The organism is Comamonas sp. C11 (assembly GCF_024496285.1).
In the GTDB taxonomy this organism is placed as follows: Bacteria; Pseudomonadota; Gammaproteobacteria; order Burkholderiales; family Burkholderiaceae_C; genus Comamonas; species Comamonas testosteroni_F.
Map to the genome: position 1 here is coordinate 102,396 of NZ_CP101743.1, position 23,435 is coordinate 125,830.

Consider the following 23,435-nt stretch of genomic DNA (forward strand, 5'->3'; position numbering starts at 1 on the left):
TTCATGCACCACAAGGACTGGTATGGCGATCTGGACCCGAGAGCTCGATCTGAAAGCGCTGAACGCAGGCAGCGCAAACACTGCAATCTCCCACCTGGGCATTGAGTTCACCGAATACGGCGACGACTATGTGCGCGCCCGCATCCATGTGGATGAACGCACCTGCCAGCCCTATGGCATCTTGCACGGCGGCGTCAGCGTGGTGCTGGCCGAGACGCTGGGTTCGATGGCCGCAAGGGCAGCTGGATCACCGCCACGGCGCGGCCCACGCACCTCGGGCGCACCACGCATGTCTGGGCGGTGGAGCTGCGCGATGAAGAGGGCAAGCTGACCTGCAACTCCAGCCTGACGATGGCGATCCTGCCGCCTGAGGCAGCCAGGAATGCGCGGCTGGATGCGGCTTCGTTGGGCGGGGTTCAGTAGGTTTTGGTTTGCGAGACCGCTTTGTTTTGGGGATATAGGCCGGGTTTCGCCCGGCTGGCGACCTACTTTCTTCGCAAGAAAGTAGGCAAAGAGCAGGCCCCTACTGCCCACGTCCCTCCGGCTTCGCCTGTGGGCAACCTGCGCCGACAACCTCTTGTGGCTGTACGGCAAAACTCACTTCGAGCTTCGCTCTTCGTTCAAACACATTGCCGTAAAAGTGATGACGATGCGGCTGCACTCTACGGTGCAGCCGCGCGTCACAAGAGGCTGCCGTCGCAGGCGTGGGCACAAGGGGCAATACCAGAGACAGGATAGCTCCGAGATAAATTTGATAGCTGCCACCGCAATTCATGTAAGCGCTTGAGCCTGATTTCGCCACAAGTCTTGCAGGCTGTCCGCTCCCACCCGTCTGGCTGTGCCTGCGGCACGCGGTTCAGGCTGCGGGCAATGCTGCCGCAGGACAGCATTGCTTTGTGAACTGACTTGCCGCCGTTTGTCTGAGCGCAGCGGCATGCCGCGCAGCGAGTTGGGCGGCACCGTAGGCTGAATTGTGTGACGCAGGTTTACCCGGAGCGAAGCGCAGGGACACAGGCAATCGGATAGCGCTCTTTGCCTACTTTCTAGCGCGCTAGAAAGTAGGTCGCCAGCCGGGGCGAGTCCCGGCCTCTGTCCATAAATCAGGTATCCAGTTTCACTCCAAACATCAAACAGAGCAGGTTTCAAACGCTTATCTATCAGGCCTGAACAGCTATCGAAACAAGATGAGAGTCAAACTCCCAGCAACGCCGACAACTTCTCCGGCTGCTGCAGCAGATCCGCAGACTCAGCCTGCAGCGCAAGCCGGCCCTTCTCCATCACCGCCGCATAGTCGGTATGCGCCAGCACCTTCTTGTAGTCTCGGTCCACGATCAGCGTGGAGATGCCGGTTTCACGAATCTGGGCAATCACGCGCCAGATTTCGGCCACCACCAGCGGAGCCAGACCCTCGGTGGCTTCATCCAGGATCATGAGGCGCGGGTTGGTCATCAGCGCGCGGCCGATGGAGACCATCTGCTGCTCGCCGCCCGAGAGCTGGTCGCCGCCGTTGGACAGGCGCTCCTTGAGGCGTGGAAAGGTCTCCAGAACGCGCTCGTAGGTCCAGCTACTGCTGCCATCAAGGCCGGCTCTGGCGCTCATCAAGAGGTTTTCCTTGACGGAGAGATTGGGGAATACGCCACGTCCTTCGGGGACATAGCCAATGCCGAGACGTGCCATTCGTTCGGGGGCGGAATTCGTCACTTCCTTGCCATCGGCAAACACCCGGCCCGAGCGCGCCGCCACATAGCCCATCAGCGTGCGGATCAACGTGGTCTTGCCCATGCCGTTGCGGCCCAGCAGGCCCACGGCCTGGCCCTGGGGCAGATCCAGCGAGATGCCGTGCAGGATATGGCTGTCGCCGTAAAAGCTGTGTACCTCCTGCACGCTGAACATGGCATGGTTCGAGGGCCCGGAACGTGGGCGCGTGCCTGTGCCAGAGGCACCAAGCAAGGGCCGCCCCACAGCGATGGTGCCGTCCCCCTCCTGCGCAGCGAGAGAGGGGGACGCGGCAGAGCCGCTCAGGGGGGGCTTTGTTTCAAGCATGCTCTTCCTCTCCCAGGTAGGCGGTGCGCACCACCGGGTCGTTGCGAATCTGATCGGGCGTACCTGTGGCGACCACGCTGCCGTTGACCATGACGGTGATGCGATCGGCAATGCGGAAAACGGCATCCATATCGTGTTCCACCAGCAGTACGGCATGCGCGGATTTGAGCTCCTGCAGCAGCTCCAGCATGCGCTCGGTCTCTTCTGCCCCCATGCCTGCCAGAGGCTCGTCCAGCAGCAGCACGCGCGGCGCAGTGGCAAGGCACATGGCGACTTCCAGCTGACGCTTGGCGCCGTGGCTCAGGCTGCCGGCAAGGCGCTCGGCATGCTGGGCAAGACCGGCGCGCTGCAGCGCAGATTCCGCGCGCAGCATGCTGGCCGCGCAATGCTGTGCCGACTCCCAGATGCGCCAGGGTCTGGGCAGCGCCTGGGCCTGTGCCGTGAGCCGGCAGTTCTCCAGTACTGTGAATTCAGGGAAGATGGTGGTGCGCTGGTAGCTGCGCCCGATGCCGGCCTTGGCGCGCTGCGGCTGCGGCATCTGCGTGACGTCCCGTCCTTCAAGCGCGATGCTGCCGCTGCTGGCTGCTATCTCGCCCGAGAGCATATTGATCAGCGTGGACTTGCCTGCGCCGTTGGTGCCGATGACGGCATGGACCTCGCCCTGGTGCAGATCCAGGTCCACATTGTTCACTGCCACCAGCCCGCCAAAGCGCCGCGTCAGGCCGCGCACGGACATCTTGGGAGCCTTGCCTGCATCAGCCATGATCCGCTCCTTGCTCGACAGCTTCCGGCGACCTGCCGGTCCGCGCCGCAGCCTTCTTCTGCCATTTGTCGTTGATGCCGACCAGCCCCTTGGGCAGCAGCGCTACCAGCGCGATGATGGCGATGCCCAGCGTCAGCTGCCAATGGTCCGCGGCATTGCCAACGATGGCATGCGTGCTCAGAAGCTCCTTGAGCAGCACAAAGGCGATGGTGCCCAGCACCGCACCGCGCAGCGAACCCACGCCGCCCAGAATCAGCATCAGCAGGACCTCGCCGGAGTGGTGCCAGGCCAGCAGCTCGGGGTTGACCACGGCATCGCGTGCGGCAAGCAGAAAGCCCGCCAGACCCGCCAGCGCACCGGCAATCACAAAGCCTGCGAGCTTGTAGCCGTAGGTGGCAAAGCCGGCAGCACGCATGCGTTGCTCGTTGACGCGAATGCCGGCCAGCGCGTGGCCGAAGCGCGAGTGACGCAGCATGGCAATGAAGGCGTAGACCAGCACCAGCGCGACCAGCACCACGTAGTACTGCGTGGAGGTGCTCTCCATGTCCAAGGCTCCAATGGCCGGTCGCTGCATCAGGTAGATGCCGTCGCTGCCGCCAAAGTAGCCCACGTCGTGCACGACAAAAAACGCCAGTTGCGCGAACGCCAGCGTGACCATGATGAAGTACACGCCCTTGGTACGCAGACTCAGGGCGCCCACCACCAGCGCATACAGGCCCGAGACGCCGACTGCGGCGCCCAGCATGACGAGAAAGTTGCTGCCGTCCTGGCCGGCGGCCTTCACCGCCGCATAGGCACCCAGGCCGAAGTAGGCGGCATGGCCCAGGCTGACCAGCCCTGCGCCGCCCACCAGGATATGCAGGCTGAGAGCAAAGATGGACAGGATCATGATCTTGACCACCAGATCGGAAAGATAGGCCGACCAGAAGGGCTGGGCGGCCGCCAGCAGCACTGCGGCGGCCAGCGGCAGCGCCGTGCTCACCCAAGGGCTTCTGGAGCGTATGGGGCGGCTCTGGTTGGTGACTGCGGGAGCCTCGGCGTAAGCCTGGTTGGTATTGGGCAAGGGCGTGGAGGATGTATTGCTCATGTTCAGCTCCGTTTTCCGAGCAAACCCTCAGGTCGCCATACGAGGATCACGGCCATGAGCAGATAGATGCTCATGCCGCTGAGCTCCTGAAAGAACACCTTGCCGAAGGTATCCACAAAGCCCACCAGCAGCGAGGCAATCAGCGCGCCGGTAATCGAGCCTATGCCGCCGATGACCACCACCACAAAGCAGATGATGAGCACGCTGGAGCCCATATTGGGGTAAACCGAACTCATGGGCGCCGCGATCATTCCGGCCAGGGCCGCCAGGGCCACGCCCACGGCAAAGACGATGCGGTACAGGCGCTTGATGTTGATGCCCAGGCCACGCACCATGTCGCGGTTGCTGGCACCGGCACGAATCATCATGCCCAGACGCGTGCGGTTGACGGTGTAGTACATCAGCAGCGCCACCAGCAGGCAGGCAGCGGCTGCAAACACGTTGTACCAGGGGTACTGCATCATGCCCATCAAAGGGAAGCTGCCGGCCAGCCAGGCAGGCTTTTCCACGCCATGCACATCGTTGCCCACGAGGATGGCGCGCAGGCCTTCAAACACCAGAATCAGGCCATAGGTCATCAGCACCTGCTGCAGGTGATCGCGTTCGTAGAGAAAGCTGAAAAATGCCCATTCGAGAAAATAGCCCAGCACCACGGCCAGCACCACGCCGACCAGCAGCATGGCGATGAAATGCTGGCCCAGATACGGTGCGAGCGAGAACGCCACATAGGCACCGATCATGTAGAAGCTGCCATGGGCGAGGTTGATCACCCCCATGATGCCGAAGATCAGCGTCAGGCCAGAGGCCAGCAGAAACAGAAGCAGTCCGTACTGAACTGAGTTCAGACACTGCACCAGAAAAGTGGCGAGATCCACGGCAATCCTTGTTGAAGCAGAAGGCTGCAAAGCGGGGCATACAGCCCGGCGAATCGTCGATTCGTGCTGGAGACGAGGCGCTCTGTCGCAGGCGGCACCGAAGGCGCGGCAGGACAGAGCAACCAGGTATCGAGGGCGGTATGGCTCGCGTCTATTACATGCGGCAGCCGCGGGCTGGGTCCGCCAGAGCCTTCACTGCCACGCTGATCTTCTTGTTCTCCTTGCCGTCGACCTTGCGCAGATAGATGTCCTGCACGGGATTGTGTGCCTTGCTCAAGGTGAAGTCGCCGCGCGGGCTGGCAATAGTGGCTTTCTCGATGGCGGTGCGGAAGACGTCTTTCTTGCTGATGTCGCCGCCGGCGGCCTTCAGGCCCACGGCCAGCATCTGTGCGGCGTCATAGCCTTGCACGGCATAGACATCGGGCTGCAGCTTGTAGTTCTTGGCGTAATTGGTGCGGAAGGCCTGATCGCGCGCCGTACCCAGTTCGTCGGCATAGTGCAGCGTGGTCAGCATGCCCTGGGCGGCCTCGCCCTGAGCGTCCAGCGTGCCGTCGGTCAGAAAACCCGGTCCGTAGAGCGGAATGGTCTTGGACAGGCCCGAGGCGTGATAGTCCTTGACGAATTTCACGGCACCTGCGCCCGCGAAGAAGGAGAACACCGCATCGGGCTTGGCCGCTGCGATCTCGGTCAGCAGAGCCTGGAATTCGACGTTGGGGAAGGGCAGGGTCAATTGCTTGCTGACCTTGCCGCCGCTTTTCTCGAAGCCTTCCTTGAAGCCGTTGACGGCCTCTTCACCGGCAGCGTACTTCCAGGTCAGGGTCATGGCATTTTTCTTGCCTTCCTTGGCTGCGACCACGCCCATGGGGTAGGCCGTCTGCCAGTTGGAGAAGGAGCTGCGGAAGATATTGGGAGCGCACATGGGACCGGTGACGGCATCGGCTCCTGCATTGGGCACGATGAGCACGGTGCCGCTTTCCTTGGCGGCCTTGGCCATGGCCATGGCCACGCCGGAGTGCACGGTGCCGATGATCACATCGACCTTGTCGCGCTTGATGAGGCGGTTGACGTTGTCCGTTGCCTTTGCGGGATCTGACTCATCGTCGACCTTGAAGTATTCGATCTCGCGCCCTCCCAGCTTGCCGCCTTGCTCGGTGACCTGCATGCGAAAGCCGTTCTCGATCGCCACGCCCAGGGCAGCATAAGTGCCGCTGAAAGGCAGCATGAAGCCGACCTTGATCTTTTCCTGCGCGATTGCGCTGCTGCCGCCTGCGGCGGCAGCCAGTGCGATTGCGCTCCATATTGCCCATTGCTTGCTCATGCTTGTCTCCTGCTGGTTGATGGACGAATGCCGGCTTACTCTCAGATCAACGGTTGTGACTGGCTGTGGTGCTGGGGTTGGCACTGATGCACGAGCGCACTCTAACAACTTTAGGTTTAAAGCAATACCAGCGATTGCCCTAGTTTGTGACTACTGTTTTGATAGCTTCTTGCAACCTTGCGATAAGCAATCAACGCGGCTTGGATTCCAGCTCACGCAAACGAAAGCGCTGGATCTTTCCTGTCGCGGTCTTTGGCAGCTCATCGACAAATTCAATGAAGCGCGGGTATTTGTAGGCGGCCAGCCGATTCTTCACAAAGGCCTTGAGTTCGGCCTCGCTGGCGCTCTGTCCGGGCTTGCACACCACATAGGATTTGGTCTTGGTCAGGCCCTGTTCGTCGGTCACGCCGATCACGGCAGCCTCCAGTACGGCTGGGTGCTGCTGCAGCGTGGATTCGACCTCGAAGGGCGATACATAGATGCCGCTGACCTTGAGCATGTCGTCGCTGCGGCCTGCATAGGTGTAGTAGCCCTCGGCATCGCGCACATATTTGTCGCCGCTCTTGAGCCAGACGCCCTGGAAGGTGTCGCGTGTCTTGTCACGGTTGGCCCAGTACATCAGGGCGGCGCTCGGGCCCTTGATGTAGAGGTCGCCAATCTCGCCATCGGCCACGGGCTGGCCGTCCTCGCCGCGCAACTCCACCACATAGCCTGGTACAGGCTTTCCCGTGCTGCCGTAGCGTATGTCGTCCGGGCGGTTGGAGATGAAGATGTGCAGCATTTCGGTGGAGCCGATGCCGTCCACGATATCGGCGCCGAAGTGGGTCTTGAAGCGCTGGGCAATCTCGGCCGGCAAGGCTTCGCCCGCCGAGGAGCACATGCGCAGGCTGACCTGCTCGCGAGCAGGCAAGGCGGGGTGAGCCAGCATGCCCGCAAAGCCCGTAGGCGCACCGAAAAACACCGTGGGCCGGTGTTCGGTCCAGCGCCTGAAAGTGGCTTCCGGCGTGGGGCGCTCGGCCATCAGCAGCACGCTGGCGCCCACGCTCAAGGGGAATGTCAGGGCGTTGCCAAGACCGTAGGCGAAGTAAAGCTTGGCGGCAGAAAAGCAGACATCGTTCTCGCTCAGGCCCAGCACCGGCTTGCCATAGAGCTCGGCCGTCCAGTAAGGGTTGGCGTGGGTATGCACTGCACCCTTGGGCTTGCCGGTGGAGCCCGAGGAATAAAGCCAGAAGCCGGGGTCGTCGCCCATGGTTCTGGCGGCATGGGCCAGCGGCGTTTGCTGCTGCAGCCAGGGCTGCAGCGGCTCAAAGGCCGGCGGCAGTCCTTGCGGTGCCTGCTCGGGCCTGGCGACCCAGATATGGTTGACCTCATGTTGCGCCTGTTCCAGGGCCTGCTTCACCACGGGAACCAGCGCGCCATTGGTCAGAATTGCCTGGGCACGGCAATGCTCGAGCATATAGGCGTAGTCGGCAGCAGTGAGCAAGGTGTTGACCGCCACCGGCACCACGCCTGCGTACATGGCTCCGAGAAAGGAGATCACCCACTCGCGCATATCGTGCATGACCAGCAGCACGCGCTCCTCGCGATGGATGCCGGCTGCGAGCAGGCCATGGGCCAGGCGGCGGGCCTGCTCCTGCAACTGCGCATAGCTGAGCGTGCCCTGGTCATCGGTGTAGGCGTTCTTGTCACCCCGGCCCTGGTTGAGATCGAACAGATGCTGGGCAAAGTTGAAGGCTTGGCTGAAGTCGGCCATGGCTCATGCTCCCGTCGTTTCGGCCAGCGCCTGCAGAACCTGTGGTGCGGCTTGTATGGCGCTTTTGCGATGATAGAAATCCAGTGCCCGCAGGCCGCCGAGTTCGGAGCCTCCGCCTGCGCGGCCCGGACCGCCATGCTGGGACTGGGGCATGACATTGCCGTGGCCCGTATGCAGCTTGGCGACAGCGGGGGTGACCACATGCACGCGACCGTGGCTGGCTGCGAGATCGGTGGCGGCTGCGGCCAGTGCCTTGTCGTCATCGCCGTAGATCGAGCAGACCAGCGAGCCCTGGCCGCGATGTGCAAGTGCCAGGCCATGGGCCAGATCGCGGTAGGGCATGAGCGTGACCACGGGGCCAAAGACTTCCATGTCATGCACGAGTGCACTGCCATCGGGGTCCTGTGCCCCCAACAGCACGGGTTGGGCGCAGGCGGCAATCGCGGGGTCGGCATCGATCAGTGTGTTGCGTCTGCCGTCATGCAGGGCCGTGGTGTGCTCCAGCAAACGCCCCAGGCCCTGCTGGACGCTGTTGTACTGCTCGCGGCTGACCAGAGACCCCATCCGCACAGCCTCGTTGCGCGGGTTGCCTACGGTGATTTTGGCCAGTTGTGCACCGATGGCTTGGGCCACACCGTCGTACAGAGGTTGCGGTACCAGCACGCGGCGTATGGCCGTGCATTTCTGGCCGGATTTGACCGTCATTTCGCGCACCACTTCACGCGTCAGCAAGGCAGTGGCTTCGCTGTCCATGCCATGGCCGGGCAGCAGCAGCGCGCAGTTCACGCTGTCGGCTTCGATATTGCTGCGCACTGATTGGCGGGTGATGGCTGCGTGAGAGCGGATGGTCGCTGCCGTGTCCGCAGACCCTGTGAAGGAGACCACATCCATGGGCTGAAGCTGATCCAGCAATCCGGCGGCACTGCCGCAGACGATGGACAGCGCGCCCGGCGGCAATATGCCGGCATCGATCACATCCCTGACCATGCGCTGGGTCAGCCAGGCGGTGGCGGTGGCCGGCTTGACGATGACGGGCACGCCCGAGAGCAGGGCCGGTGCCGCCTTTTCCCACAGCCCCCAGGCAGGGAAGTTGAAGGCGTTGATGAACAGCGCCACGCCGCGCGCCGGAACCTGGATATGGCGGGACAGAAAGGCTGCGTCCTTGGCCAGCGCCACGGCTTCGCCGTCGCTCAGATGCCTGGCCTCGCCCAGTGTTGCGCCCCATCTGGCGTATTGGTTCAGAGTGTAGATGCCTCCGTCCACATCGACGGCGGTGTCGTTTCTGACGGTGCCGCTATTGGCGGTGGATATCTCGTAATACGCGTCGCGCCGGCTTTGCAGCACGGCGGCAATATCGGTCAGCAGGCTGGCTCGCCGGGCGTAGCTCAGGGAACGCAAGGCCCTGCCGCCGGTGTCGCGTGCAAAGGCAAAGGCGGCGCCCAGATCAAGCCCTGTGGCGTCGACACGCACCAGCTCGGTCCCCAGTACCGGATCTCGTAACAAACTGCCCGGGCCGCCGCCGGTTTGCCAGCGGCCTGCCATATGGTTGGCCAGTAACTCGGTCATGGGGGTCTCCTGAAGTGCTGATCTGAGCAGCATCAAATCTTTGATAGAACATGCAATATTGTGCGTGCAATCAAAAGATAAATACGAGACAATGCAGTGTCAAGCAATATATTGCATGATTCGCGTTAACCCCGACTGTTTATCATTCACGGCCTCTGAGGAGCTTTATGGATCAGTTAGACATGGCATCCGCGTCGGTTGCGGAAGGGGATGAAGCGGGCAAAAGCCCGCTGTTGCAGGCCTTGGGCGAGAGGGTGCGCAATCTGCGTGCGCGCCGCGGTCTCACGCGCCGTGGACTGGCTTCGGCGGCCGTGGTGTCGGAGCGCCATCTGGCCAATCTCGAATACGGCACGGGCAATGTCTCCATCCTGGTGCTGCAGCAGATAGCAAATGCACTTCAGTGCAGCATGGCCGAGTTGTTGGGCGATGTGACGACTGTCAGTGCTGAATGGCTGTTGCTGCGCGAGCTGCTGGAAGGCCGCAGCGAAGCCGACTTGAAGCGCGTGCGACTGGCGGCCGGAGAGATTCTGGGAACGGCGCCCATGGGCGATCCCCACCGGGCTTCGCGCATTGCCCTGATAGGTCTGCGTGGCGCTGGCAAGTCCACGTTGGGACGTATGCTGGCGGAGCAGTTGAATGTGCCGTTTCTCGAGCTGAACCAGGAGATCGAGCGCGTGGCCGGTTGCAGCGTGCGCGAGATCTACGACCTCTATGGCGCGGGCGCCTATCGTCGCTACGAGCGCCGCGCGCTCGAAGAGGCCGTGCAGATCTACAGCGATGTGGTGATTGCCACCCCGGGCGGAATCGTGTCAGACCCCGCAACCTTCAACGAACTGCTCAGCCACTGCACCACGGTCTGGCTGCAGGCCCAGCCCGATGAGCATATGAGCCGTGTCGTGGCTCAGGGCGACACGCGGCCCATGGCCGCCAACCCCGAGGCCATGGATGATTTGCGCCGGATCCTGGACGGTCGATCGGCCTTCTATTCCAAGGCCGACCATGTGCTGGACACCAGCGGCAAGAGCTTGCCACAAAGCTTCAGGCAGCTGAAGGCGCTGGTTGCCGCCTGACCGGATTCAGACGGGCAGGGCGCGCTGAAGTATGGCAGCAATGTCCAGCCCTGCCGGGTCGAATGCTCCTACCACCATGGCTCCGTTCTGCGCGCCGAGGCGGGTGTGGATGAAGCCATCAGCCACGGGGGCGGGCGCATGCCTGCGCATCAGGCAGGCCTGGGCCAGCAGACACAAGTCCTGCACCAGTCGGCGGGCCTGAGGCTCCAGTGCATCGGGGGCTGCATACAGGCGCCTGGCCAGCGATTGCGCCATCGCCGTCAGCAGGGGCTGGCCGGCAGCCATATCATCCAGATCCTGCAACAGCAGGCGCGCGGCTTCAGGCTCGCGGCCCATGGCACGCAGCACGTCGAGGCACATCACATTGCCCGAGCCTTCCCAGATGGAGTTGACCGGCGCTTCACGGAACAGGCGCGAGACGATGCTGTCCTGCACATAGCCGTTGCCGCCAAAGACCTCCATGGCTTCGCCCGTGATCTCCACCGAGCGCTTGCAGACCCAGAACTTGGCGGCCGGAGTCATGATGCGCTTCCAGGCACGAGCCAGCAGATCGCCTTCGGCCTCCAGCTCATAGGCCTGCGCCAGATGCATGGCGAGCTGCATGGAGGCTTCGCTTTCGAGGGTCAGGTCCGCGAGCACGGTGGCCATCAGCGGCTGATCCGCGAGATGTTTGCCAAAGGCCGATCGCTGACGCGCATAGGCAATCGACTGCACGGTGGCGCTGCGCACAATGGCCGCGCTGCCCAGCACGCAGTTCAGTCGCGTGTAGCTGGCCATCTCGATGATGGTGGGAATGCCGCGCCCTTCCTCGCCCATGAGAATGCCCCAGGCGTCCTGCAGCTCCACTTCCGAGCTGGAGTTGCTGCGGTTGCCGACCTTGTCCTTGAGGCGTTGCACACGCACCGGGTTCTTGCTGCCATCAGGGCGCCAGCGCGGCACGAAAAAACAGGCATGACCGCCGAGCTCACCGCTTGCCGTGGCCATGCGCGCCACCACCAGATGGGCGTCGCACATGGGGGCCGAGAAAAACCATTTATGGCCGCGCAGCAGATACTCGCCGCCGCGGCCGCCCTCATGGACCGGTCGGGCCACCGTGGTGTTGGCGCGCACGTCCGAGCCGCCTTGTTTCTCCGTCATGCCCATGCCTATCCAGATGGATTTTTTCTGACTCAAGGGCAGGTCGCGCGCGTCGTACACGTGGCTGAACAACTGGGCCTGCAACTGGCGCCAGAGCGCTGGCTCTTTTTGCAGCACGGGGATGGCCGCTGTGGTCATGGTGGCCGGGCATAGCGTGCCTTGCTCCACCTGGCCGTGCAGGTAAAAGCCGGCGGCCCAGGCGCTCCAGCGACCGCGGCCCTGGCTCTCGAAGGGCAAGGAGATCAGACCTTGCGCGCGATACAGCTGCATGAGGCGATGCCAGCTGGGGTGGAATTCCACGGCATCGAGCACACGCCCGCGCGCGTCGAAGCGCTGCAGCTCGGGCGTATGGCGGTTGGCGAGTTCGGCATGCTCCCAGTTGTGCTTCTCGCCAAGCTGTTGCGCAAAGCGGCTCAGGGCCGGAACAAAGCTCTGGGCCTGCTGGCGCTGCAGCACTTCCTGCAAGGCCGTGTCAGCCTGCAGCAGGTTGACGTCGGTCAACTCGTCGAACTGGTTGAAGACTTCATGGGTGTCCAGGGCCTGCATGCGATCACTCCTGTGGCTGTGCGCTCGTCACAGGCCAATATAGAGCGCGTCATGGCTGACGCAAAGCGGGTTTTCAACCGCCTTGTGACCGGTGCTCAGCGCCTGCGTGCCTGCTCGTACAAGCCCATGACGCGGGGCACGTTTCCTTCCAGCTGGCGGATGCGATCGGGGCCTGTCGGGTGGGTAGAGAGAAAGCCTATGCCGCCTTCGCCCGTGGCCTGGCCCATCTTGCGCCACAGACTCACGGCGGCCTGCGGGTTGTAGCCGGCGCGGGCGGCCAGCTCCAGTCCGACCAGGTCGGCATCGCTTTCGTCGTTGCGGCTGAACTTGAGGCTGAGCAGTTGCCCGCCCAGGCGGGCAGCTGCATTGCCGATATCGCCCAGACCCAGCAATTGCGCGCCCAGCGATATGCCTATGCTGGTGGCCTGGTTCTTGGCCAGCTGCTCGCGCGAATGCTCGCGCAGCGCATGGGCCATCTCGTGGCCCATGATCATGGCGATCTCGTCGTCCGTGAGCTTGAGCTGGTCGATGATGCCTGTGTAGAAGGCGATCTTGCCACCGGGCATGCAGAACGCGTTGATCTGCTTGCTGCCTATGAGGTTGACCTCCCAGCGCCATTGGCTGGCGCGCGGATTCCATTGCGCGGCATAAGGGATGAGGCGCTGGGCAATGCTGCGCAGGCGTTGCAGCTGCGGGTTGCCGGCATCTGCCAGCGCGCCCTGGGCCTTGGCCTTTTGCAGCAGCTCCTGGTATTGCTGGGTTGCGGAGTTCTCCAGCGTCTCGGCCGGCACCAGCTGGCGCATGACCGATGCCTTGCCTACCTCAACCTGAGCCTGCGCTGGCGCGTGCATCAGCGCAGCGCAGACCAGTGCGGGCAGCAGGCAGTTGCGGGGGGCGGGCAGGCGCAGGGATGAGATGAGGGCGTGCATGAGCGCCAAGTCTATGCGAGCCCGGTGAGGACTCGGGTCAGACGGTTTCTGCAGTCTTGCGCTCTGCCTGCACTACCAGCCACAGGCCGCCGATCACGCCCAGCAGACCGATCACCGACCACCAGGCGGGGCGCTCGCCCACCACCAGCAGCGACAGCATAAAGGCTGTGATCGGCTCGGCCTTGCTCAGGGCCACGCCGGTAGCGGCAGACATGCCACGCAGGCCCACGGAAAACAGCAGATAGGCCAGGCCGGTGGCGACCATGCCCAGATAGATCACCACAGCCCAGCCCTCGGCGCGGATCTGCAGCGGCCCGCCCAGCCAGGCGGAAACAGGCAGCGACAGCAGGGCCGCGCTGGCAAAGACCCAGGCATTGACCGTGGCCACGCGCGCCTGCAGCACCAGTGCCTGGTTGACCAGCGCGTAGGCGGCATAGGACAGTCCGGCCAGCAGACACAGGGCCATGCCCGCCCACGGCAGATGCTGCCTGTCGGTGGCGGCCAGCGCCATGACAATGCCTCCGCCCACGCCGGTGCAGGTGCCCAGCCACCATTGGGCGCTGGGCATGCGCTTTCGCACCACGGCCTGCATCAGACCGGCCCAGATGGGGCCGCTGCCAATGGCCAGCGCCGTACCCAGAGCCACGCCGCTGGCCTTGACGCCGGCAAAAAAGCTGAGGTTGTAGATGGCCATGCAAAAGCCGCAGAACAGAACACGCGCCCAGCGTATGGGCTGGCGCACATGGCCTCTGTCCAGAACCATCGCCAGAGCGACAAAGAACAGCGCGGCCATGACCATGCGAAGGCCACCCACCCAGTAGGGCGAGAGCTGTGCAGGCGCGAAATGCTGGGCCGTGCCCGTGGTGCCCCAGAGCATGGCGGCGGCCAGTACCAGTCCCACAGGGCCCAGAGTGCTACGGGGCAAGGAGGACGAAAAAGCTGAAGTGGAGGACATGAGCAGGCCATCATGCTCGGGCTCTGGTCGGCCATCTATCGAGAAACGCTTGAAGTGAGTGCGTCGGCTCAGCGCGGCTTACGCAGCTGACGCGATGTCACGCCGCGCTCGCGCCGCAATGCATAGGCCAGGGCACTGGCCGACGCGTAGCCGCAGCGCAGGGCGGTCGCTTCGAGTGCCGCCCCCTGTTTGAGCTGCAACACGGCGGCGTCCAGGCGCAGGCCGCGAATCCAGTCCTGCGGCGTGCGATCCGTCAGCTCTACAAAACGGGCATGGAACTGGGCCACGCTCAGGTGCATCAAGCCCGCCAGTCTGACTGTGGGCCAGCTTTCGTGCAAGGCGGCCTGGACCTGCTGCTGCAGCCGCAGCAGATCCAGTCCACGCCGCTGCAGCAAGGTGGGAGCCTGCAGCACCAGCGCCATCTGCGCGGCAGCCGACAGGCTTGACTGAGGAAAGCGCAACGCCGGGGGCACGGCAAAGCGGCGCAGCTTGTCCAGCCCCTCGGTCATGGGCGCGTCGATCACCAGCACCTGGGTCTGCGGTGCTGCCAGATAGCCGTGGTCGGCACCTGCGGGTATGACCATGCCGCAGGCGCTGTCCACAAAGCTGGGTCTGCCGCCGACCTCCAGCTCCATGCGGCCCTGCAGCGCAAACAGAATCTGGGCATGGTCATGGGCATGGGCCTGATGCTCGCCGCTGTAGCTGCGCACCGAGGTCTGTGCCTGGTCAAGCACAGGGCGCGGAGATGCGGTGTCACGGCTCATGGGGCAATCCTGCTTACAGAAAGAGACGACGGTCGCGGTAATGGTAGCGCCCGGCGACTGGCGCGGGCAACCGATAATGCCCTCTGCCTCAGAGAACCAGACCATGACCGAGTCGTCCCAAACAAGTCGCAACCCCTCCTCCGCAGATGTCGTCATCAAGCCCAAGCGCAGCTGGAGCCAGGCCTTCAAGGTCTATGCCCAGCCCACCAGCCTGCGCATGCTGGCTTTGGGTTTTTCGGCAGGCCTGCCGCTGTTGCTGGTGCTGGGAACCTTGAGCTTCTGGCTGCGCGAGGCCGATATCGATCGCACGACAATAGGATTTCTGAGCTGGGTGGGTTTGGCCTATGCCTTCAAATGGGTCTGGTCCCCGCTGGTGGATCGTCTGCCCCTGCCGGCACTGACGCGCATGCTGGGGCGGCGCCGCAGCTGGCTGTTGTTTTCGCAGTTGCTGATCGTGGCGGGCCTGCTCGGCATGTCGTTCATGGACCCCAAGCAATCCCTGCAGCCGCTGGTGCTGTGCGCGGTGCTGGTGGCTTTCGGCTCGGCCACGCAGGATATCGCGCTCGATGCCTATCGCATCGAGTCCGCCAAGGTCGACGATCAGGCGGCTCTGGCTGCCACCTACCAGACCGGCTATCGCCTGGCCATGATCTGGGCCGGTGCCGGCGTGCTGTGGGTGGCGGCACAGGTGCAGGGGGATGTGCAGGGCTATATGGTGCAGGCCTGGCATGTGGCCTATACGGCCATGGCGGCAAGCATGCTGGTAGGCATGATCACGGTGCTGCTCTCTCCCGAACCTGAAGCTCGTCCCATGGCGCCGGCACGCAATGCGGCCGAGTGGATCAAGGGCGCGTTGATTGCTCCGTTTGCCGACTTCATCGGCCGCTACCGCTGGCAGGCGTTGCTGCTGCTGGCGCTGATCGGCCTGTATCGCGTGAGCGACGTGGTCATGGGCATCATGGCCAATCCGTTCTATGTGGATATGGGCTACACCAAGGAAGAGGTGGCCGCCGTGACCAAGGTGTTCGGCGTCATCATGACGCTGCTGGGTGGCTTTGTGGGCGGAACCATGGCAGTGCGCTGGGGCGTGATGCGCGTGCTGATGCTGGGCGCGGTGCTGTCGGCCTGCACCAATATTCTGTTTGCCTGGCTGGCTACGCGCGGCCATGATGTCTCGGCGCTGGTCTGGGTGGTCAGCGCCGACAATCTCGCCGGGGGAATCGCCTCGGCGGCCTTTATCGCCTATCTCTCGGGCCTGACCAATGTGCAGTACTCGGCCACGCAATATGCGCTGTTCAGCTCGATGATGCTGCTGGCCCCCAAGTGGCTCGCGGGGTTCTCGGGGGCGTTTGTCGATGCTTATGGTTACGAGGCGTTTTTCCACACCACGGCGTTGATGGGGTTCCCCGTGCTGCTGCTGATTTTCCTGGCATCCAGAGTGAAAATTGGCTCTGACGCTTGATGAGCAAGCACTGACAGCTATTGTTTTTGAGCGGCTCAGCGTTTACCCAACTTTACGCACCAGACAAGAGCAGGTCATCTGCGTGCTGCAGCATGACGTCTTGAGGAAATACCGAGGCGCGAGCATGACTACACTGCCCCCTATGAGCACGCACCAACTTCTGATGATTGAGGATGACGTTCGCCTGGCGCAAATGGTGAGCGATTACCTGGGCAATAACGGCCTGGAAGTGACCCATATGGCTGACGGCAAAAGTGGCCTGGAACAACTGCAGCCCAGCGATGGTGGCTCGGTCGAGCTGCCCGACCTGGTCATCCTTGACCTGATGCTGCCCGATATGGACGGTCTCGAGGTCTGCCGCCGCATACGTTCCATGCCCGGTACTCCGGCACAGGTCCCCGTGCTGATGCTGACCGCCAAGGGCGATCCCATGGATCGCATCATCGGTCTGGAGCTGGGCGCCGACGACTATCTGCCCAAGCCTTTCGAGCCGCGCGAGCTGCTGGCCCGCATTCGCGCCATCCTGCGCCGCAAAGGCAGCGATAGCCAGGCGGCGCCGGCCAATGCCGTCATGCGCTTCGGCAGCCTCGAAATCGATCGCGATGCCCGCACCGTGTCGGTGGGTGAGCAACAGGCCGACCTCACCTCCTACCAGTTCGACCTGCTGGTGGCACTGGCCGAGCGCGCCGGCCGCGTTCTGACGCGTGACCAGATCATGGAAGCCGTGCGCGGCCGCGAACTGGAGGCCTTCGACCGCTCCATCGACGTGCATATGGGTCGCATCCGCGCCGCTATTGAAGCCGATCCCAAGGCTCCCAAGCGCATTCTCACGGTGCGCGGTGTGGGCTACGTTTTTGCCAAGCAACAAGACTGATGAAGTTGCTGCATGCTTTCTCCCAGCGCCTGTATCTGCGCATCTGGCTGGCAGTGGTGGTCGGCGTGGCCGTGCTTACGCTCTGCGTGGCCTGGGCCTGGAATATCGCCGAGGAACAGCGCGCGCAGAACAGCACCACACCGCCCTCGCGCGAGATGGTGCTCAAAGGCCCCGAGGGCGAGGTGCTGGTGGAGGGGCGCGGCAACCGCATCTCTGGTTCGCCCGTAGATGGCGTGCGTTTTGAAATTGCCGCCAGGGACGGGCAGGTCTATGAGCTGTGGATGGCACCACGTGAGTGGCGTGAAGGACGCCCTCCCCCGCGTGATGGTGCCGTCGCCTTCTGGCTGCGGCCGCCGTTTGGCTTTCTGTGGATGCTGGGCCTGGTCGGCGTGGCGGTGGTCGTGGGCGTGTTCCCCATCATTCGCCGCCTGCTCAAGCGTCTGGAAAACCTGCAGCGCGGCGTCAAGCGCTTTGGCGAGGGCGACCTGTCGGTGCGTGTCCCCGAGCATGGTCATGACGAGGTGGCGGATCTGGCGCACCAGTTCAACGCTGCTGCAGCGCGCATCGAAACCTTGATGACGTCTCACAAGTCTCTGCTGGCCAATGCCTCGCATGAGCTGCGCTCGCCATTGACGCGCATCCGCATGGGCCTGGAGTTCATGGGCAATGACCCTGCCAGCACACGCGCCAAGGCCGAGATCCAGCGCAATATTGGCGAGCTTGACCAACTGGTCGACGAGATCCTGCTGGCCAGCCGGCTTGACTCCAGCGAGGTCGATGTAGGTACGGTGGAGTCGGTCGATCTGATCGGTCTGGCGGCCGAGGAATGCGCGCGCATCGATGCCGATCTGGAGATGCAGACCGATGGTCCGCTTGAGGTGCAAGGCATCGCGAAACTGCTGCGCCGTGCCGTGCGCAATCTGCTGGAGAATGCGCGCCGCTACAGCGAGGGCGAGATCACGCTGTCCCTGTCCAGGCAGGACGGCATGGCGTTGATCCGTGTCGAGGATCACGGCCCTGGCGTTCCCAAGGCGCAGCGCGAGCGCATCTTCGAGAAGTTCTATCGCCTGCCCGGGGCCAGCGAGCGCTCCGGCGGCGTGGGCCTGGGCCTGTCGCTGGTGCGTTCGATTGCCGAGCGCCATGGCGGCACCGTGCACTGCGAGGCGCGCCAGGACGGCCGCAGCGGTGCGAGCTTTGTGATCTGCCTGCCGCTGTCCTGAGCCGCTGCCCGGAAAAAAGCCCCGCAGGTTTCGGCCTGCGGGGCTTTTTGTTTCAGCGCGGCGGCTGAGCGGGGCGGCCTATGGAAACATAGCCCAGGCCATGGCTGGCAGGCAGGGCAGGCTCGTAGAGATTACGGCCGTCAAAAATCATTCTGTCGCGCAGCGTTGAGGCCAGCAGGTCAAAGTCCGGCGCACGGAAGATCTGCCATTCGGTCACGATGGCCAGGCAGTCTGCATCCTGCACGGCAGCCAGGGGGCTATCCACCAGTTGCAGGTCGGCACGCTCGCCGTAGATGCGGCGGGCCTCCTTCATGGCAACGGGATCGTAGGCTTTCACCTTGGCACCGGCGGCCCAGAGCGACTCCAGAAGATTGCGGCTGGGCGCTTCGCGCATATCGTCGGTATTGGGCTTGAAAGCCAGGCCCCAGACGGCGATGGTCTTGCCCTCAAGCTGGCCGCCGTTGAAGGCGCTGATACGCTCGAACAGCACATTGCGCTGGGCGTGGTTGCGGTCTTCCACGGCGTTGAGCAGCAGAGGCTCGAAATTGACTTCCCTGGCGGTGTGGATCAGCGCCTTCACGTCCTTGGGAAAGCAACTGCCGCCATAGCCCACGCCCGGGTAGATGAAGTGATAGCCGATGCGCGGGTCGCTGCCGATGCCGCGGCGCACGGCTTCCACATTGGCACCCAGCTTTTCCGCCAGGTTGGCAATCTCGTTCATGAAGCTGATCTTGGTCGCCAGCATGGCATTGGCCGCATATTTGGTCAGCTCGGCGCTTCGGACATCCATCATCACAATCTTGTCGCGATTGCGGTTGAAGGGAGCGTAGAGCTCGCGCAGCTTGGCTTCGGAAGCCGGATCGCCGGTACCTATGATGATGCGGTCCGGACGCTGGCAATCGCCCACTGCCGCTCCTTCCTTGAGAAACTCGGGGTTCGACACCACATCGAAAGGGTGCTGTAGATTGCGCTTTGCAAGGCCTTCGGCAATCACGGCCGAGACCTTGTCCGCCGTTCCCACGGGCACGGTCGATTTGTTGATGACGATGCGCGGGCCGTCCATGTGCTGGGCGATGGTACGGGCCACGGCCAGCACATATTGCAGGTCGGCACTGCCGTCTTCATCGGGCGGTGTGCCAACGGCAAGAAAGATCAACTCGCTGTGTGCCACGCCTTCCGCAGCATTGGTCGTGAACTGGAGACGGCCCAGTTGCTGGTTGCTGATGACGAGTGCATCGAGGCCAGGCTCATGGATGGGGATCTGGCCTGCCTTGAGTGCCGCTACCTTCTTCTCATCCACATCCACGCAAAGCACCTGGTGGCCTACGTCGGCCAGCACGGCGCCTTGCACAAGACCGACATAGCCGGTACCAAAGACAGTAACTTTCATACGCGATAAAAAGAGCGATACCAATCCACAAAATGCTGCACGCCGGTGGCCACGGGCATGGCCGGCGAGAAGCCGACCCAGGCTTGCAGGGCTCGTGTGTCCGCCGATGTGCTGTGCATGTCTCCGGGCTGTATGGGCAGCATTTGCTTGCGGGCGGTAATTTGCAGGGCGCCCTCCAAGGCGGCGATGTAGTCCATCAGCAAGGTTGGTGCGTTGTTGCCGATATTGAAGATGCGATAGGGCGCGGTGCTGGTGCCTGGGTTGGGGTTCTGGCTGTCATAGCTGGCGTCGGGTGTGGCTGGCTTGTCCAGCACGCGCATGACGCCCTCGACGATATCGTCGATATAGGTGAAGTCGCGCACCAGCCTGCCTTCGCCATAGACATCGATGCTCTCGCCCGCCAGCATGGCCCTGGTGAACTTGAACAAGGCCATGTCGGGGCGGCCCCAGGGGCCGTATACCGTGAAGAAGCGCAGACCTGTGGTGGGAATGCCATACAGGTGCGCATAGCTATGGGCCATCAGCTCATTGGCCTTCTTGGTGGCTGCGTAGTAGCTGATGGGGTGGTCGACCGCATCGCTTTCGGCAAACGGCATCTTGGTGTTGCCGCCATAGACGCTGGAGCTGCTGGCATAGACCAGATGCTCGACCTGGTGCTTGCGGCAGCCTTGCAAGATATTGCCAAAGCCCAGCAGATTCGAGTCGGTGTAGTCGTCGGGCTGATCGATGGAGTAGCGCACACCGGCTTGTGCAGCCAGGTGCAGAACTTTGCTGGGGGCTACCTCGGCAAACAGGTCGGCCATGCCTTGTCGGTCCGCCAGATCGAGCTCCACAAAGCGGAAGTGGGCGTGCGGGCGCAACTCGTCGAGGCGGGCATGCTTGAGCGCCACGTCGTAGTAGTTGTTGAGATTGTCGATGCCAACCACGGGCACGCCTTGCTCAAGCAGTCGCTTGGCGCAATGCATGCCGATAAAGCCGGCACAACCGGTGATCAGAACGGGATTCATGGGGCAATCCAGAGATATTGGTATTGAGCAGGTGTTGCGCTGGCAGGCATTTTCTCGAAAGGGATGCTCAGCGTCTGCAGCGCGGTTTTTGCCTGTGTGGTGAAGATGCCTTCCCACCAGCCCTCGACGGGCTTGTCGGCGCGTGTAATCAACAGCAGACCGTCAGCGGTATCGGCGCTGGCCTGAGACAGGCACTGTCTCAGCTGTGCGCCAGCGGAGCAGCCCAGGGCGTAGGTTTGCGGGAACTGCGAATGCAGCATGGCCGCCATCATGTGGTCCGAGCCGACGATGACGCCCTTGCCGTCATAACCGGCCTTGCGCAGTTCCTGGGCCAGCGTCTTGACCGGATGGTTGAGTTCGTCGGGATCGTTCTTGCGACCGCCCTGCCAGGGGCGCAGCGTGGCCATGATCAGAAAGATCAGCGCAAAGACGACGACGAAGGAGGTGAACATCCGGCCCACGCCCTGCTCCAGAAGCGCCGGATGCCGGACATACAAGGCCAAGGGGGCAATAGCCGTCAGAGGCAGCATCCAGCGCTGCTTGAAGTCCGTGACATCTGCCGCCAGCACCATGCCCAGCAGGCAGATGGCAATGATGAGCAGGTAGTTGCGTAGCAAAGGCCAGGCCCACTCCTGGCCCGGCAAAGACGCGTCGGTGCCGGGCTTCCAGAGTCTGGAGCGATAGCTGATCAGAGCGGCAATCAGCCACAGGCCCAGGGTGGCAAGCAGGGCCTTGAGCAGATTGCCCAGACCTTTCAGATGCGAGGCCTCGGTGGAGATGGACATCTTCTGTACGGTCTCGGTGGTTGCCATGCCCCAGTGCGAGGCCAGCCAGAAGGCATGGGGCGCAAACACCAGCAAGCCCACCAACGGAGCCAGCCACCAGCCCCTGGCGAAGATGGTGCGACGTACCTGCGTCACCGTCATGGAGGCCACGAACAAGGCGCCAATGAGCATGGCATAGCTGTATTTGGACAGCATGCCCAGACCGCAGAAGAGGCCAATCAGAACAAAATTGATGGCTTGCGGCCTTTGCACCTGTCGCAGCACGGCCCACCACAAGCCCATGGCCATCACCATCACCATCACCGTATGGGTCTGGTCGCGCAGCGAGTCCCAGCCGAAGGGCGGCATCAGCAGCAGACCTGCGGCAACCCACCAGGCACCTTTCTCATTGAGCAACTGCCGGCCAGCCAGCCATGCCAGGCAATAGGCCAGGGCAATCAGCAGATGTTTGAGCAATGCCAGAGCCAGCACCGAAGGGCCGAGAAGCTGACAGACCGCCCATTGCATCCAGGTATACAGAGGCGGCTGTGGGCCATAACCCAGCTGCAATTGCTGGGCCCAGAGAATCTGTTCGGACTCATCCCATTTCATGCCTGCTGAAATGCTGATGCGGGAAACGATATGGGCACAAACCAAAAGAGCCAGCCATATCCATGGCTTGGCATATAGGGCTTGCTGCCAGTCGGGGCGAATAGAAATCGAAGAGTTTGATGCCATAGGATTTGGCGAGTGCACATGTTTTGATAGTGCGCACTTACGATTGCGCTTGGCTTTGCAGGCCAAACAAAGGGCCTGGCGCAAATGGCACCTAGGGTATTCAGTTAGTATAGGTGACTGTTATCCTCAATCATTCAGCATGACGTCCGTGCACGATTCCAATCCCGAAGTTTCCATCGTTGTTCCCGTTTATAACGAGTTCGATAATCTGCCCGATCTGGTGGCCCGCATTGACGAGGCCATGCGTACCCAGTCACTGAGCTACGAACTGATTGCGGTGGACGATGGATCGACGGATGGCAGTGCAAGACGTCTGCGCGAGCTGGCCGAACAGCATCCCTGGGTGCGTGCCGTCTGCCTGGTGCGCAACTACGGTCAGTCCAGTGCCTTGCAGGCCGGTTTTGACCGGGTGCGCGGCCGCTATGTGGTGACCCTGGATGCAGATCTGCAAAATGAGCCTGGCGATATTCCGCTGTTGCTGGAGCGTCTGGAAAACGATCCCGATGTGGACATGATTTCGGGCTGGCGCAAGAACCGCCAGGACAAGGCCCTGTCGCGCCGCCTGCCCTCGGTGCTGGCCAACCGCCTGATTTCCAAATTCACCAATGTGCAACTACACGACTATGGTTGTGCATTGAAGGCCTATCGCCGCGAGATCATTGACCGCATCCGCCTGTATGGCGAGATGCACCGCTTCATTCCCTCGCTGGCACGTGATGCAGGCGCGCGTATCACGGAGATTCCGGTGCGTCACCATGCGCGCACGCGCGGTGTCTCCAAGTACGGCATAGATCGCACTTTCCGGGTGATTCTGGATCTGATCTTCATTGTCTTTTTCATGCGCTTCCGCCAGCGTCCGCTGCATGCCTTCGGCGGCATGGGGCTGTGGATGGCTACGCCTGGCGTGCTGATCCTGCTGTGGCTGCTGGCGCAGAAGATCATGGGTGAATCGATTGGCGGCCGCCCCCTGCTGATGGCAGGGGTCATGCTGGTGCTGATGGGCATGCAGTTCATCGCGGCGGGCCTGATCGGCGAGCTGCTGACGCGCATCTATTACGAGTCGGGCAGCGGCCTTCAGTACCACGCCAAGGATTACGGCGCTGTTGAACACAAGCCTGCAGACAAGGCCGCGAAAACCGAGACCACGGTTCTGTGAGCAAGGCGCGTAAGGCGG

General features: G+C 62.8%; 19 protein-coding genes and 1 pseudogene. 6 read left to right on the top strand and 14 right to left on the bottom strand.

The genetic code is table 11. The features are described 5' to 3' along the window. Positions 1 to 22: 22 nt before the first annotated feature. A pseudogene (locus NOX35_RS00455) lies at positions 23 to 423 on the top strand (hotdog fold thioesterase). 768 nt (positions 424 to 1,191) lie between these two features. On the opposite strand, the gene NOX35_RS00460 reads toward NOX35_RS00455, so the two are convergent. The 7 genes from NOX35_RS00460 to NOX35_RS00490 all read right to left on the bottom strand — a co-directional run bounded on the left by NOX35_RS00460 (position 1,192) and on the right by NOX35_RS00490 (position 9,405). Then, entirely contained in the window at positions 1,192 to 1,893 is a 702-nt protein-coding gene (locus NOX35_RS00460) for an ABC transporter ATP-binding protein (RefSeq protein WP_182287054.1), read from the bottom strand. A 142-nt stretch (positions 1,894 to 2,035) separates the two neighbouring features. Further along, entirely contained in the window at positions 2,036 to 2,806 is a 771-nt protein-coding gene (locus NOX35_RS00465) for an ABC transporter ATP-binding protein (RefSeq protein WP_182285196.1), read from the bottom strand. Beyond that, positions 2,799 to 3,893 (bottom strand): branched-chain amino acid ABC transporter permease, encoded by a 1,095-nt coding sequence (locus tag NOX35_RS00470; RefSeq protein ID WP_256495367.1) that lies wholly within the window; start codon positions 3,891 to 3,893, stop codon positions 2,799 to 2,801. The genes NOX35_RS00465 and NOX35_RS00470 overlap by 8 nt, the downstream gene beginning before the upstream one ends. A gap of 2 nt (positions 3,894 to 3,895) precedes the next feature. Beyond that, a complete protein-coding gene (locus tag NOX35_RS00475) occupies positions 3,896 to 4,768 on the bottom strand; it encodes a branched-chain amino acid ABC transporter permease (RefSeq protein WP_003071963.1) in 873 nt (290 codons plus the stop codon). A 154-nt stretch (positions 4,769 to 4,922) separates the two neighbouring features. Continuing rightward, entirely contained in the window at positions 4,923 to 6,086 is a 1,164-nt protein-coding gene (locus NOX35_RS00480; RefSeq protein ID WP_182285198.1) for an ABC transporter substrate-binding protein, read from the bottom strand. 190 nt (positions 6,087 to 6,276) lie between these two features. Next, positions 6,277 to 7,839: a benzoate-CoA ligase family protein gene (locus tag NOX35_RS00485; protein WP_256495368.1), complete on the bottom strand. Its 1,563-nt coding sequence runs from the start codon at positions 7,837 to 7,839 to the stop codon at positions 6,277 to 6,279. 3 nt (positions 7,840 to 7,842) lie between these two features. Next, complete coding sequence (locus NOX35_RS00490) at positions 7,843 to 9,405, bottom strand: 3,4-dehydroadipyl-CoA semialdehyde dehydrogenase (RefSeq protein ID WP_256495369.1); 1,563 nt, start codon at positions 9,403 to 9,405, stop codon at positions 7,843 to 7,845. Positions 9,406 to 9,572: 167 nt separating this feature from the next. Between NOX35_RS00490 and NOX35_RS00495 the strand changes: the two genes are divergently transcribed. Continuing rightward, positions 9,573 to 10,475, top strand: coding sequence for a helix-turn-helix transcriptional regulator (locus NOX35_RS00495; protein WP_256495371.1), 903 nt, complete (start codon positions 9,573 to 9,575; stop codon positions 10,473 to 10,475). 6 nt (positions 10,476 to 10,481) lie between these two features. On the opposite strand, the gene NOX35_RS00500 is transcribed toward NOX35_RS00495, so the two are convergent. The 4 genes from NOX35_RS00500 to NOX35_RS00515 form a co-directional block, all read right to left on the bottom strand. Beyond that, positions 10,482 to 12,158, bottom strand: a complete 1,677-nt coding sequence (locus NOX35_RS00500; RefSeq protein ID WP_256495372.1) for an acyl-CoA dehydrogenase family protein — start codon at positions 12,156 to 12,158, stop codon at positions 10,482 to 10,484. A 95-nt stretch (positions 12,159 to 12,253) separates the two neighbouring features. Then, a complete protein-coding gene (locus NOX35_RS00505; protein ID WP_182285203.1) occupies positions 12,254 to 13,087 on the bottom strand; it encodes a M48 family metallopeptidase in 834 nt (277 codons plus the stop codon). A 37-nt stretch (positions 13,088 to 13,124) separates the two neighbouring features. Then, positions 13,125 to 13,997 carry a DMT family transporter gene (locus NOX35_RS00510; RefSeq protein ID WP_256496969.1) on the bottom strand — a complete coding sequence of 291 codons (873 nt, stop codon included), beginning with the start codon at positions 13,995 to 13,997 and terminating at the stop codon, positions 13,125 to 13,127. Between the two features lie 113 nt (positions 13,998 to 14,110). Next, positions 14,111 to 14,806, bottom strand: coding sequence for an AraC family transcriptional regulator (locus NOX35_RS00515; RefSeq protein WP_182285204.1), 696 nt, complete (start codon positions 14,804 to 14,806; stop codon positions 14,111 to 14,113). Positions 14,807 to 14,909: 103 nt separating this feature from the next. On the opposite strand from NOX35_RS00515, the gene NOX35_RS00520 reads away from it, so the two are divergent. The 3 genes from NOX35_RS00520 (at position 14,910) to NOX35_RS00530 (ending at position 18,362) form a co-directional block, all read left to right on the top strand. Next, positions 14,910 to 16,268: an MFS transporter gene (locus NOX35_RS00520; RefSeq protein WP_034351291.1), complete on the top strand. Its 1,359-nt coding sequence runs from the start codon at positions 14,910 to 14,912 to the stop codon at positions 16,266 to 16,268. 124 nt (positions 16,269 to 16,392) lie between these two features. Continuing rightward, on the top strand, positions 16,393 to 17,142 hold the full coding sequence (locus NOX35_RS00525; protein ID WP_182285205.1) for a response regulator: 750 nt from the start codon (positions 16,393 to 16,395) through the stop codon (positions 17,140 to 17,142). Then, positions 17,142 to 18,362, top strand: a complete 1,221-nt coding sequence (locus NOX35_RS00530; RefSeq protein WP_182285206.1) for an ATP-binding protein — start codon at positions 17,142 to 17,144, stop codon at positions 18,360 to 18,362. The genes NOX35_RS00525 and NOX35_RS00530 overlap by 1 nt, the downstream gene beginning before the upstream one ends. Before the next feature lie 52 nt (positions 18,363 to 18,414). On the opposite strand, the gene NOX35_RS00535 is transcribed toward NOX35_RS00530, so the two are convergent. From NOX35_RS00535 to NOX35_RS00545, 3 genes are read right to left on the bottom strand one after another with little or no spacing between them, the layout of a single operon-like run. Continuing rightward, positions 18,415 to 19,752, bottom strand: coding sequence for a UDP-glucose/GDP-mannose dehydrogenase family protein (locus NOX35_RS00535; RefSeq protein ID WP_256495374.1), 1,338 nt, complete (start codon positions 19,750 to 19,752; stop codon positions 18,415 to 18,417). After that, entirely contained in the window at positions 19,749 to 20,759 is a 1,011-nt protein-coding gene (locus NOX35_RS00540) for an NAD-dependent epimerase (RefSeq protein ID WP_256495375.1), read from the bottom strand. Before NOX35_RS00540 ends, NOX35_RS00535 begins: the two co-directional genes overlap by 4 nt. Then, complete coding sequence (locus tag NOX35_RS00545; RefSeq protein ID WP_182285209.1) at positions 20,756 to 22,135, bottom strand: glycosyltransferase family 39 protein; 1,380 nt, start codon at positions 22,133 to 22,135, stop codon at positions 20,756 to 20,758. The genes NOX35_RS00540 and NOX35_RS00545 overlap by 4 nt, the downstream gene beginning before the upstream one ends. Before the next feature lie 265 nt (positions 22,136 to 22,400). Here NOX35_RS00545 and NOX35_RS00550 point away from each other — a divergent pair, with 265 nt between their 5' ends. Beyond that, on the top strand, positions 22,401 to 23,417 hold the full coding sequence (locus NOX35_RS00550; RefSeq protein ID WP_182285210.1) for a glycosyltransferase family 2 protein: 1,017 nt from the start codon (positions 22,401 to 22,403) through the stop codon (positions 23,415 to 23,417). Positions 23,418 to 23,435: the final 18 nt, after the last annotated feature.